The sequence below is a fragment of the Rhodococcus sp. 11-3 genome (genome assembly GCF_023704055.1).
Classification (GTDB): domain Bacteria; phylum Actinomycetota; class Actinomycetes; order Mycobacteriales; family Mycobacteriaceae; genus Rhodococcus; species Rhodococcus aetherivorans.
On the sequence record NZ_CP080406.1, the window covers coordinates 336310 to 348421 of the forward strand.

At 72.2% G+C, this 12112-nt stretch carries 8 protein-coding genes; 3 read left to right on the forward strand and 5 right to left on the reverse strand.

Features of this window, described 5'->3' with window-relative positions; all coding sequences use genetic code 11:
- Positions 1-47: 47 nt before the first annotated feature.
- Positions 48-3299: an arabinosyltransferase domain-containing protein gene (locus tag KZJ41_RS01530; protein ID WP_029547034.1), complete on the reverse strand. Its 3252-nt coding sequence runs from the start codon at positions 3297-3299 to the stop codon at positions 48-50.
- 108 nt (positions 3300-3407) lie between these two features.
- Positions 3408-3677 carry a helix-turn-helix domain-containing protein gene (locus tag KZJ41_RS01535; protein ID WP_029547035.1) on the reverse strand — a complete coding sequence of 90 codons (270 nt, stop codon included), beginning with the start codon at positions 3675-3677 and terminating at the stop codon, positions 3408-3410.
- Between the two features lie 39 nt (positions 3678-3716).
- Between KZJ41_RS01535 and map the strand changes: the two genes are divergently transcribed.
- The 3 genes from map to KZJ41_RS01550 all read left to right on the forward strand — a co-directional run bounded on the left by map (position 3717) and on the right by KZJ41_RS01550 (position 7833).
- Positions 3717-4484, forward strand: a complete 768-nt coding sequence (gene map / locus KZJ41_RS01540) for a type I methionyl aminopeptidase (RefSeq protein ID WP_043800432.1) — start codon at positions 3717-3719, stop codon at positions 4482-4484.
- Between the two features lie 72 nt (positions 4485-4556).
- Positions 4557-7331 (forward strand): FAD-binding and (Fe-S)-binding domain-containing protein, encoded by a 2775-nt coding sequence (locus KZJ41_RS01545; protein WP_065923191.1) that lies wholly within the window; start codon positions 4557-4559, stop codon positions 7329-7331.
- Between the two features lie 82 nt (positions 7332-7413).
- Entirely contained in the window at positions 7414-7833 is a 420-nt protein-coding gene (locus KZJ41_RS01550) for a DoxX family protein (RefSeq protein ID WP_006933312.1), read from the forward strand.
- Between the two features lie 60 nt (positions 7834-7893).
- On the opposite strand, the gene KZJ41_RS01555 is transcribed toward KZJ41_RS01550, so the two are convergent.
- The 3 genes from KZJ41_RS01555 to KZJ41_RS01565 are packed head-to-tail and all read right to left on the reverse strand — an operon-like array spanning position 7894 to position 12068.
- The gene (locus KZJ41_RS01555; protein ID WP_065923568.1) at positions 7894-9807 is read right to left on the reverse strand and encodes a galactan 5-O-arabinofuranosyltransferase; all 1914 of its coding nucleotides are present in this window, start codon (positions 9805-9807) and stop codon (positions 7894-7896) included.
- A 39-nt stretch (positions 9808-9846) separates the two neighbouring features.
- On the reverse strand, positions 9847-10644 hold the full coding sequence (locus KZJ41_RS01560; RefSeq protein ID WP_043800442.1) for a decaprenylphospho-beta-D-erythro-pentofuranosid-2-ulose 2-reductase: 798 nt from the start codon (positions 10642-10644) through the stop codon (positions 9847-9849).
- Positions 10644-12068 carry an FAD-binding oxidoreductase gene (locus KZJ41_RS01565; RefSeq protein WP_251550040.1) on the reverse strand — a complete coding sequence of 475 codons (1425 nt, stop codon included), beginning with the start codon at positions 12066-12068 and terminating at the stop codon, positions 10644-10646. The genes KZJ41_RS01560 and KZJ41_RS01565 overlap by 1 nt, the downstream gene beginning before the upstream one ends.
- Positions 12069-12112: the final 44 nt, after the last annotated feature.

Below are 12112 nucleotides of genomic sequence, written 5' to 3' on the forward strand. Positions count from 1 at the left end.
TCGGGCGCAGCTGAGTGGACGCACCGTCCCTACCACCGCGTAGGACCCTATTCACGCATTACGGGCACTCCGTCGCGGATCGGTCCGGGCGACCACCAGCCCCAGCGGACGACGTTCTCGGTGGCAATCTCCGCGGTCGTCGCGCCCGGGTCGATGGGCGTGTACCGCTCCAGCGAGCCCCAGTCGCGGTCCCAGTCGTGGTTCAGATAGGTGGGGATCGTCTCGGCGGTGAGCAGCAGCGGTATCCAGCCGAGCGGCCCGCCGCCGATGTCGTCCTGCCAGCCGTTGGTGGAGTCGGCGCCGACCCGGTCGGGCAGGATCCGGTACTCGGGGACCTCGGCGACGCCGTAGCGGTGATCGAACGGACGCTGGCAGGGGAACGCCAGGCCCACCGACCAGTCGAGCAGGACCGGGGCCGTGGAGCCGACGAGGGTGTTCAACGTCTCGAGGCGCGGCATCCGCGGCGGGGTGACGGCCACCCACTGGTCGGGTGCCAGGTTGCCGTCCGTCACCACCAGCCGGACCGCGTCGGCGTCGGCGGGGATCCGGTCGCTCGGCACCCGCAGGTTGCGCCACGACGGGGACGGCCCGATGTCGACGGGCGCGACGCGCGCCAGCGGTTCGACGTTCGAATCGCCGCCGGTTCGCCCGAACTCGAGCAGCACGTCCGCGCCCGGGGTGAGGACGCCGTCGGGGTCGACGTAGTGCACGCGGCCGGCGGCGGTGACGACCAGCAGCGGCGTGGCGTCGGTGCGTTCGGGCAGCGCGTACCAGCCGGACTCGAGGTCGGCTTCCTGCTGCGCCCCGGTGCGGTAGCTGCCGAGCACGGGGGTGCGGGCGGGGTCCAGGCCGAACGGCAGCGCGACGGTGCTGTCGTTGATGCCGGCGGCGCCGCGGCCGCCGCCGGTGCCGGCGCCCGTGGAGGTGGTGGTGCCGCCCCCGTCGGTGTCGACGGTGTTGGCGCCGCCCGTGGTGGAGATCTCCTCGTCGGCGGTGAGGTCGAGAGCGACGCCGTTCGGGGTGAAGCCGTCGGCGGCGCCGGCGCCGAGCGCCTCGGCGACGTCGCCGTCTAGGGGGGCCAGCGCGGTGGCGCTGGGGTCGGTCTCGACGAGGACGTCGTCGGCGAGGCCGCAGCTGCTGCCGGTGAGGGCGGCCGCGTTCGACCGGGCGATCGAGTACGCCGGGTACTGCGCGACCGCGCCCTTGACGAGCGAGAGCACCTCGAACAGGACGACGCCCGCGGCGACGACGGTCAGCGGCGCCGAGGCGATCGCCCTGACCCGGCCGTTGCGGTCGGGTTTCGGGGTGGCGAACGGTTCGCGCAGGTGGAACCACGCGGCGACGGCCAGCGCGACGAGGGCCAGCGCGAGCAGGGCGGTGGAGAAGGCGCGTCCGGAGATGGACGGCGGCTTGTCCCACCACGGGATCCCGTAGCTGGAGACGTACCACCAGCCGTTGGAGCCGGTGAACGCCAGCGCCAGCACGAACAGCACCCCGGCGGTGAAGAGGGCGCGGTTGCGCGCGGAGCGGATGCCGACGGCGCCGACGCCGACCGCGGCGAGCGCGGCGACGGACCCGGCCAGTCCGGCGTACACGCCGAAGTGGTGGGTCCACTTGGTCGGGGTGAGCATCATCAGCAGCAGCGACGCGAAGACGATGCCGAGGATGCGGCGCGACGGACCGAGGGCGGTGCCGGGGATGCGGCCCTTGCGCAGGATCAGCATCACGCACACCACCAGGCACAGCAGCATGACGAACACGCCGAAGCGGCGGCTGAGGGAGCCGTCGGGGGAGACGGTCAGCAGCGCGTCCCAGCGCAGCCGTTCGTCGAACCAGGGCACGTTGGGTCCGACGGCGGAACGCACCCGGGTCGCCTCGAGCACCGAGGCGAGGGTCTGGTCGGCGAAGACGACGACGAGGACGACGGTGCCCGCGGCGAGGATGGCAGCCACGGGCGGGAGGACCCCGACGAGCCGGCGGCGACCGGCCAGCCGGACGACGACGGGCCGGGCTCCGGCGACGAGCGCGGCGACCGCGATGAGCCCGGTGGGACCCGCGGCGAGGGAGAAGGCGGCGAGCAGCACGGCGATCGCGGCGGGCAGCATGCGGCCGGTGGCGACGGCGCGTTCGATCGAGCACCAGGTGAGCAGGGCGCCGAGCGCGATGATGGGCTCGGGCCGCAGGCCGTTGTCGTAGGGCAGCCAGAAGGCGAGGAACACCAGGCCCGCCGTCCACAGCGCGATGCGGTTACGGCGGACGGCGACTCCGAGCCGGGGGATGACCTCGCGGCTGATGACCATCCAGCAGGCGACGGCGGCGAGCAGGGCGGGCAGCCGCATCCACACGCTGGCGGTGGAGACCTTCGCGAGCAGGACGAGCACGTCGTAGTACCAGCCGAACGGGGCCTCGGGGACGCCGAACCATCGGTAGTAGTTGGCCATGTAGCCGGCGCCGTCGGAGGCGCGGGCCATGGTGAGGATGTAGCCGTCGTCGGAGGTGTTGGCGCCGATGACGTGCCACAGCAGCAGCGTGCCGACGACGACCGCGTCCACCGCGGTGAACCGCCACCAGTGGGCGGGCAGGACCCGGCGGGCGCGGCGGTTGTCGACGCCGTCGAGCCGGTGCAGCGCCACGAGTGACAGCAGGGTCGCAAGGAGGCAGGCGACCATCGCGACGAGTTTGACCAGCGTCGGAGTGGAGGTGAACCGCGAGTCGAGGGCGGCGCGGACGGACAGCCGCTCGGCGTTCGGGCCGGAGTTGAGGGCCTCCACCGAGCCCTGCAGATCGGAGTAGACCCCGACCATCTGCGGCCGGTGATCGCCGTCGAGCATGGCGACGTGGTGCCCGTCGTCGTGTTGCTCGAGGCCGACGATCTCGGCGGCGGTGCGGTCGGCGTTGGTGGCGACGGTGACGGCTGTGCACCGGTGCTCGTCGTCGATCGGTGCCGACACGACCACCGAGTTGCGCAGCACCACCTCCACGGTGGCGGAGCCGCCGTCGGTGCCGGCGACGGTCCGGATCACGAGGGCGTTCTCGGTGGCGTCGGGGGCGCCCGGCGGCACGGTGGAGACCAGGGTGCCGCCGTCGTCGCCGAGCAGGGGGAAGGCCGAGCACGGCACGCTCGCCCGCAGTTCGAGGGGGGTGTAGGAGACGAGGGGCGCCTCGATGTTGGTCAGGTCGGTGCCCTGCGGCCAGCTGACGGTGGCGGCCTCCTGCCGGACCGGCAGGAACGGCACGGCCAGGGCGAGCACCATGCCGAGCAGTCCGGTGACCGTCGCGACGATCCTGGCCGTGCGCACGCGGGCCTTCGTATCGGCGTAAGCGGGCGTTTCGGGCGAAAGGACATCGACGGGCACAAGGATCGATGCTAGGCGAGGGAGGGTGGTGCCGGGGGTGAGCACCTCCGGTCAGGAGGCGGCCCCGTGCTCGACGGGGTCGCCCGCCGGGTCGCCGGCCAGGTCGTCGAGGGAGAGCCCGAGGACCCGGGCGAGCGCGGTGACGGTGAAGAAGGCGGGCGTGGCGATGCGGCCGGTCTCGATCTTCCGGAGCGTCTCGACGGAGATGCCGGCGTCGCCGGCGACCGTTGCCATGCTGGCGGTGCCGCGCGCCGCGCGCAGACGTTCGCCGAGCCGCCGGCCGCGTTCGAGTTGGACCGGGGTCAGCGGTTCGCGCACCATGCCCGTATAGTAATACCGGTATTTCTATTGGGAGGCGACATGGTCGAACTGAAGACGCCCGGCGAGATCGAGGCGATGCGGGCCGCCGGCGCCGTGGTCGCGGACGCGCTCGCGGCCGTGCGGGCCCACGCGGCGATCGGGGTGTCCCTGAAGGAACTCGACGACGTCGCCGCGGCGGTCGTCCGCGACGCCGGCGCGACCTCCCCGTTCCTCGGCTACCACCCCGAGTGGGCTCCGTCGCCGTTCCCCGGAGTCGTGTGCGCGAGCGTCGACGACGGCGTCGTCCACGGCATTCCCGGCGGCTACCGGTTGCGTGACGGCGATCTGGTGAGCATCGACTGCGGGGCCGTGCTCGACGGCTGGTGCGGGGACGCCGCCGTGAGCTTCACCGTCGGCGCCGCCGACCGCGAGGCCCTCGCCCTGATCGCCGCGACGGAGGAGGCCCTCGCGCGCGGCATCGCCGCGGCCGTGCCGGGCAACCGCCTCGGCGACATCGGCGCGGCGATCGGCGGCTACGTCCGCTCCCGCGGCTACGGCATGCTCGCCGACCACGGTGGCCACGGCATCGGCCGCCGCATGCACGAGGACCCGCACGTGCCCAACGAGGGCCGGGCCGGTCGCGGGATGCGGCTGCGGCCCGGGCTGGTGCTGGCCATCGAGCCGATGCTGCACGCCGGGGGCGACGACGCCTACCGGCACGACCCGGACGGGTGGACGCTGCGCACCGCCGACGGCAGCCGGGCCGCGCACTGCGAGCACACCGTCGCGATCACCGAGGACGGACCGGTCGTCCTCACCCAGCGCTGAGGACGTATCGATCCGCGGGTGCGCCGGTCCGACCCGCGACGAAGCGACCCCGGTAGGCACTAGCATCGGCCTATGGCCAGGGCGACGGCGATCGGCGAGGCCCTGCGTGGCGCGGGCATCTCCGACGTGCTCGACGACACCACCACCCGGGCCCTGTACTCGTCCGACGCCTCCCTCTACCGGGTGCCCCCGCAGGCGGTGGTGCGGCCCCGTGAGATCGACGAGGTCGCCACCGTGCTCGAGGTGTGCCGCCGGCACGGCGTTCCGTTCACCTCGCGCGGCGGCGGAACGTCCGTCGCCGGCAACGCCGTCGGCCCCGGCGTCGTGCTCGACTTCAGCCGTCATCTCGGCCGTGTCCTGCAGATCGACCCCGAGGCCCGCACCGCGACGGTGCAGCCCGGCGTCGTCCAGTCCGAACTGCAGCGCGCGGCCGCCCCGTACGGACTGCGCTTCGGGCCCGACCCGTCCACCCACAACCGCTGCACCGTCGGCGGGATGATCGGCAACAACGCCTGCGGTGCCCGCACCCTCGGCTACGGTCGCACCTCCGACAACGTCCTCGGCCTCGAGGTGCTCACCGGCGCGGGCCGGCACCTGTCGCTGCCCGACGACGCCCCCGTCCTGGAATCGCTGCGCCGCCTCGTGCTCGACCACCTCGCCACCATCCGCACCGAGTTCGGCCGGTTCGGCCGGCAGGCGTCCGGCTACGCCCTCGAACACCTGTTGCCGGAGAACGGGTTCGACGTCCTGCGCTTCCTCGTCGGCAGCGAGGGCACGCTCGGCGTCGTCACCGAGGCGACGGTGCGGCTCGTCGCCGATCCCGCGGTGCGCGTCCTGGTGGCCCTCGGCTACCCCGACATCGCGACGGCCGGCGACGCCGCCCACGCGCTGCTCGGCTTCACCCCGACCGCGTGCGAGGGACTCGACTCGCGGATCGTGGACGTGGTGCGTGCGCGGCGCGGCCCGGCGGCGGTGCCGCCGCTGCCGCGCGGGGCGGCGTGGCTGTTCGTCGAACTGTCCGGCGACGACGCCGGCGAGGTGCTCGCCCGGGCGTCGTCTCTCGAACACGCCGTCTCGGCGGTGGATTCGCTGATCGTGACCGATCCGGGGAAGGCCGCGCAACTGTGGCGGATCCGGGAGGACGGGGCCGGGCTGTCCGGGCGCAGCCCCGCCGGGTTGCCCGCCCACTCCGGCTGGGAGGATGCCGCCGTCCCGCCGGAGCGGGTGGGGGAGTACCTGCGCGAGTTCGAGTCGCTGCTGACCCGCTACGGCGTCACCGGCTATCCGTACGGGCACTTCGCCGACGGCTGCATCCACATCCGCCTCGACGTGCCGCTCGAGATACCCGGGATATTCCGCGAATTCCTCTTCGCGGCAGGTGAACTCGTGGCCTCGTTCGGGGGCTCGATGTCCGGCGAACACGGCGACGGCCGGGCGCGCAGCGAACTGCTGCCCCTGATGTACTCGCCGACCGCGCTGCGGCTGTTCGGGGCGGTCAAGGCGGTGTTCGACCCCGAGGGCCTGCTCAATCCCGGCGTGCTCGTCGATCCCGTCCCCTCGGATCGGGACCTCAGAGTCCCGGCCGCGCAACGGGTCCAGGACGGCCTGGCGTTCCGGTACACCGGTGACGGCGGCGACTTCACGCAGGCCGTGCACCGCTGCACCGGTGTCGGCAAGTGCCGCGCCGACACCGCCGGCCTCGGTGGGGTGATGTGCCCGTCGTACCTGGCGACGCGGGAGGAGAAGGATTCCACCCGCGGCCGGGCCCGGGTCCTGCAGGAGATGCTCAACGGCACCCTCGTCACCGGATCCTGGCGCTCACCGGAGGTGCACGAGGCGCTCGAACTGTGCCTGGCGTGCAAGGGCTGCGCCTCCGACTGCCCGACCGGTGTGGACATGGCCACCTTCAAATCCGAAGTGCTGCACCAGAGTTACCAGGGCCGCGTGCGTCCCGTCACGCACTACACCCTCGGGCGGCTGCCGCGCTGGGCGGCGCTGGCGAGCCGGGCGCCGCGCGCGGTGAACGCGCTGGGCAAGGTGCCGGGGGTGGCGGCCGCCGGGCTGACCCTCGCCGGAGTGGACCGGCGCCGCCGCGTGCCCGAGTTCGCGCCGCGCACGTTCCGCCGCTGGTTCGCAGACACGGCCGCCGAGCGTCGCACGGACGGCGAGCCCGTCCTGCTGTTCGTCGACACCTTCACCGAGTACTTCACCCCGGAGGTGGCGATCGCCGCGGTGCGGGTGCTCGAGGCCGCAGGCCGACGGGTGTGCGTGACCGACCGGCAACAGTGCTGCGGCCTGACGTGGATCACCACCGGTCAGCTGGATGCCGCCCGGAAGATCTTGGGCCGCACCCTCTCCGCCCTGTTCCCGGCCGGCATGCCGATCGTGGGGCTCGAACCGTCGTGCACCGCGGTCCTGCGCTCCGACGCCGTCGAGCTGCTCGGGTTCGAGCCGGCGCGCGTCGTCGCCGAGTCGACGGTGACGCTGGCCGAGCTGCTCGGCGACTGGGAGCCGCCGTCGCTGTCCGGGACGACGGTGGTGGCCCAGCCGCACTGCCACCACCACGCCGTGATGGGGTGGGGCGCCGACGCCGCGCTGCTGCGCCGGGCCGGCGCGACGGTCACCCGGCTCGGCGGATGCTGCGGTCTCGCCGGCAACTTCGGCGTGGTGCCCGGGCACTACGACGTCTCCGTCGCCGTCGCCGGGCACCAGCTGCTGCCCGCGATCGCCGCCGCGGGCACGGACGACGTCGTGCTCGCCGACGGCTACTCCTGCCGCACCCAGATCGCCGACCTCACCGACCGGCGAGGGGTACACCTCGCGCAGCTGCTCGCGTCCAGGCTGTGAGCCGACGATCCACGGCGATGAGTTTTTCCGGGCCGGCCGGTCAGTCCGTAGCGAGACCACCCCGCGACCCCAGGAGCCCGTCATGATCTCGACCACCACCCGCCCCACCGAGCGCACGACCGACCGGAAGTTCCGCATCGCCGGCCTCGTGCTCACCGGCCTCGTCGTGCTGTTCCTGCTGTTCGACGTCACGATCCACATCCTCAACGTCGACCAGGCCCGGGAGGCGATGATCGATCTGGGCTTCGACCCGGACCTCAACTACGTCATCGGCGTCGTCCTGCTCGTGTGCCTGGCGCTGTACCTGGTCCCGGCCACGTCGATCCTCGGGGCGGTGCTGCTGACCGGTTACCTCGGCGGCGCCGTGGCGACGAACATGTTGAACGAGATGCCGCTCTTCAGCACCATCCTCTTCCCGGTGTACGTCGGTGTCCTCGTGTGGGCCGGGCTGTACCTGCGCGATCCGGTGGTGCGGTCGGTGATGCCGCTGCGCCGCGCCTGAGCCCCCTCGCAACCGTTGCCGGTCGTCCGCGAACACCGTCGGGTTCGCGGACGACTGCGGCTATCCGGTGCGGGTGACGACGACGAACGGCCCGATCTCCGAGATCGTGAAGCGCGGATCGTCGAACAGCGACTTCGGGTACGTCACCGTGTAGCGGCGCACATTGGGGTCGTTGGGGTACACGTCCTCGGCGAGCCGGAGCGTGTAACCCTCGGCGCCCTGCCGGAATACGATCGCGTCGGGGCCCCGCCACGGCGACTCGTCCCACGCCGCGAGCAGCTCGTCGGCCGTCTCGAGCGACGCCCAGTCCTCGATCGCGGCGGCGCGAGCCTCGAAGTCCGCCAATGGATTCGCGTAGTGCGACGTCAGCGCCTGGAATCCGAGGTAGGGGTGGTAGGCGAGGAAGGTGGTGTCGGCGGTGAGGACGACGATCTCGTCGCGGGGCCGGTCCAGCGCCGCGGTGATCGCCTCGTCCAGCTCGGCGTAGTAGGCGCCGGCGCCGGGCGGACGTTGGTCGGCGCGTTCACCGTCGCCGTCGGTGTCGGTGTAGGCGACGGTGATCTCGCTCGCGAGGACCTGCGGGATGTTCTGGGTGAACGCGACCGCGCCCAGCGCGCCGACCGCGATCAGGGACCACCGCACCCGCTGGTTCTCGCTGGTGGCCAGCACGATCCACCGGGTGAAGTCGACGAATGCGAACGTGCCGGCGGCCGCGAGCAGCACGAGCAGGATCACCTCGAGGCGGAAGGCGAGCAGGGTGTTGCCCAGCGCGGTCAGCGCCATCGACGCCAGGTACCACAGGTACACGGATACGACGCCGAGTCCGAGGGCCTGCGCGCGCCGCGACGACGTGGCCCGCCCGACCAGCCACACCGTGCCGAGCAGGCACAGCAGCCCGATCAGCGAACCGTGGAACATCGGCAGCGGCAGCCGGGCCCCGGTCTCGGGCAGATAGTGCGTCGCGGTGCCGGATCCGGCGGTGGACCCGCCCCGCAGCACCTCGAGCACGAACGGCGCCCACACGAGCAGCGCGACGAGTGCCGCGATCGCACCGATCACCACGAACCGCACGAGCACCGGGACCGCGGCGCGCCACGTGCCGGCCGCGCGTCGTGCCAGCACCGCCGCGACGACGGCCATCACGGTGACGGCGAACGCGGCGATGCCCAGGTAGAGCGTGTAGAACGTGGCCGCCAGCCCGAGGAACAGCCCGGTCCCGACGGCGGCTCCGCCGCCCGGTGCGCCCTTTGGGCTGCTCCAGCCGCCCGAAGGACGCACCGGGCGCGACAGTGCCCCCCACGCCATGACGAGGGCGGGCGCGAGCAGCAGCGCGATGACGGCGCCGTACGGCTCGGGGGAGCCGTAGGCGAGGACGACGGCGGTGGTCGCGGTGGCGACCAGCACGGCCAGATCGACCCGCACCAGCGCGGTCCACAACACGAGCGCGCCGACGGCGGCGACGGCCAGCGACACGATCGACCACGGCTTGAACGCCTCCCAGCCGTCCATGCCGAGCAGGTTCGCGAAGCGGCCGCCCACCCAGAACCAGCCGGCGGGATAGAACGGCGGCAGGTCCGCGTACGTCATGTCCCGCAGGGCCGGGGAGTCGGTGAGCCGTGTCAGGTACTCGGTGCGGAACTCCTGGTCGACGGAAATGCCGTGCAGATAGAGCTTCGTCGCGGCCAGCGGCATCCCGAGGGTGACGGTGACCAGGCCCGACAGGCCGGCCCACGACAGCACCCGCGCGAACGGCGTGCACCGTCGCCGCCGGTGCAGCACGACGGAGACGGCGAGCACGGCGAGCGCCCCCACCTGCAGCACCGTCGTGACGGCCTGCGTGACGTTCGACGAGTTGAAGGCGGGCCACTGCACGCGTGCGAACGCGAACAGGCCGACGGCGGCGACGATCGCGGCGACGAGAACCGCAGCGGCCCCCTCGCCGGCGGTGCGGAGCGCACGCCGGAAGGGGGCCACGTCGGAGGAGAGTACGGCTGGGTCGGACACCCCCGCAGCCTAGATCGGCAGCTTTCGGAAGATCGCGCGCGGGACGTGCCGCAGCACCATCATCACGTAGCGGAAGGCGCCCGGAGCCCACACGAGTTCCTTGCCCTTCTCGGACGCGGAGACGGCGAGCTTGGCGACGTCCTCCTTGTTCACCGTCAGCGGGGCTTCCTTCACCCCGGCGGACATGCGGGTGCGGACCTGCCCCGGCCGGATCACCAGGACACGGGGGCCGTACTCGCGCAGCGCCTCGCCGAGCCCGAGGTAGAAGCCGTCGAGACCGGCCTTGGTGGAGCCGTACACGAAGTTGGAGCGGCGCACCCGCTCACCCGCGGCGGAGGACATGGCGATGATGCGGCCGTAGCCCTGCGCCTTCATCTTCTCGCCGACGAGCACGCCGACGGATACGGCCGCGGTGTAGTTGATCTCGGCGATCTGCACGGCCTTGGCCTGGTTCTGCCACAGCTCCTCGGCATCGCCGAGCAGTCCGAACGCGACGATCGCGACGTCGACGTCGCCGGCAGGAGCGGAGCCTGCGGAGCGACCGTTTCCGGCGAGGTCCCAGGCTCGGTCGATCACCTTCGGGTGGCTGCCGGTGTCGAGGGCGTCGAAGTCGATCACGTCGACCTTGGTGGCCCCGGCGGCCTTCACCTGCGCGACGGCGTCGTCGCGCAGCGGGTCGTTCGGCAGCGCCGCGAGGATCACGCGGGCCGGCGCCCTGCGCAGGTACTCCTCGACGATGGCGAGGCCGATCTCGGACGTGCCACCGAGGAGCAGCAGGGTCTGGGGGTTGCCGACGGCGTTGATCATCAGTGGAGTTCCAACCTTCTGGACATATCGGAGGCGAACACGTTGGTGGGATCGACCGAGCGGCGGATCTTGATCCATTCGCCGATGCGCGGGTACATCGCGTGGAACGTCTCGGCGGAGGTGCGCGAATCCTTGGCGGTGTAGAGGCGGCCGCCGAATTCGAGGACGCGGCGGTCGAGTTCGCGGACGAACTCGTTCAGGCCCGCCTTGATGGGGAAGTCGACGCAGATGTTCCACCCCGGGATCGGGAAGCTCAGCGGCGCCTTGTTGCCCGGGCCGAACAGCTTGAAGACGTTGAGGAACGAGTAGTGCCCCGACTTCTGGATGTCGACGATGATCCTCTTGAACTCCTCGACGGCCTCCGTGGGCACCACGAACTGGTACTGCAGGAAGCCGTTCGAACCGTAGGCGCGGTTCCACTCACCGAACATGTCGAGCGGGTGGTAGAACTGCGTCAGATTCTGGACCTTGCCGCGGTAGGTGCCGGACTTGCGGTACCACAGCTCGCCGACGGCGCTGAAGGTGTACTTGTTGGCCAGGCCGTTCGGGAAGATGTCCGGGAACGTCAGCAGCGTCGGCGCGTCGAACTTCAGCGGGTTCTTCTGCAGCTTCTTCGGCAGCTGGTCGAGCTTCGCGAGCGAACCGCGGGAGACCGCCGCGCGGCCGAGCTTCGGCGGCGGTGCGACCGCGTCGAACCAGGCGCTCGAGTAGTCGTAGTTCGCCTCGCTGCCGTCGCTGTGCAGCGCGATCGTCTCGTCGAGGGTGCTGGTGACGTCGCCGTCGGCGATGAAGTACGCCGTCTCGGTGGGCGTCATCTCGATCGTGGCGCGCAGGATGATGCCGGTCAGGCCCATGCCGCCGACCGTCGCCCAGAACAGCTTGGAGTTGCGACCGTTCGGGGTGAGGGTGCGCACCTGGCCGTCGGCCGTGAGCAGGTCCATCGACCGGACGTGGTTGCCGAAGCTGCCGGCGCTGTGGTGGTTCTTGCCGTGGATGTCCGCGCCGATGGCGCCGCCCACGGTCACCTGCCGGGTGCCCGGCAGCACCGGCACCCACAGGCCGAACGGCAGCGCCGCGCGCATCAACTGGTCCAGGCTGGCGCCCGCGTCGACGGTGACCAGACGCGTTTCGCGGTCGATCGTGTGGATCCGGTCCAGCGCCGTCATGTCGACGACGAGCCCGCCCGCGTTCTGCGCCGGGTCACCGTACGAGCGGCCGAGGCCGCGGGCGATGACACCGCGGCGCAGATGCGACGGCTTGGACTCGTTCTGCTCCGCGACCCGGGCGACCGCCTGCGCGATCACCTCGACGTCGGGAGTGGACAGCACCTCCGCGGTGGTCGGGGCGGTGCGCCCCCAGCCGGTCAGAGTGCGGGTCTGGGTGGGGAGCGGCGCGGCGGCCGGCTCTGCAGCTGTCGTGGACATCGCCGTACAGGTTACCCGCCGGTCGCAGCAGCGAGAGTGTGTCG

Coding starts and splice junctions, on each gene's coding strand:
- KZJ41_RS01545 (WP_065923191.1), top strand. CDS start 4,557: ATGGCCAGGGCGACGGCGATCGGCGAGGCCCTGCGTGGCGCGGGCATC.
- KZJ41_RS01560 (WP_043800442.1), bottom strand. CDS start 10,644: ATGATCAACGCCGTCGGCAACCCCCAGACCCTGCTGCTCCTCGGTGGC.
- KZJ41_RS01550 (WP_006933312.1), top strand. CDS start 7,414: ATGATCTCGACCACCACCCGCCCCACCGAGCGCACGACCGACCGGAAG.
- KZJ41_RS01535 (WP_029547035.1), bottom strand. CDS start 3,677: ATGGTGCGCGAACCGCTGACCCCGGTCCAACTCGAACGCGGCCGGCGG.
- KZJ41_RS01565 (WP_251550040.1), bottom strand. CDS start 12,068: ATGTCCACGACAGCTGCAGAGCCGGCCGCCGCGCCGCTCCCCACCCAG.
- map (WP_043800432.1), top strand. CDS start 3,717: ATGGTCGAACTGAAGACGCCCGGCGAGATCGAGGCGATGCGGGCCGCC.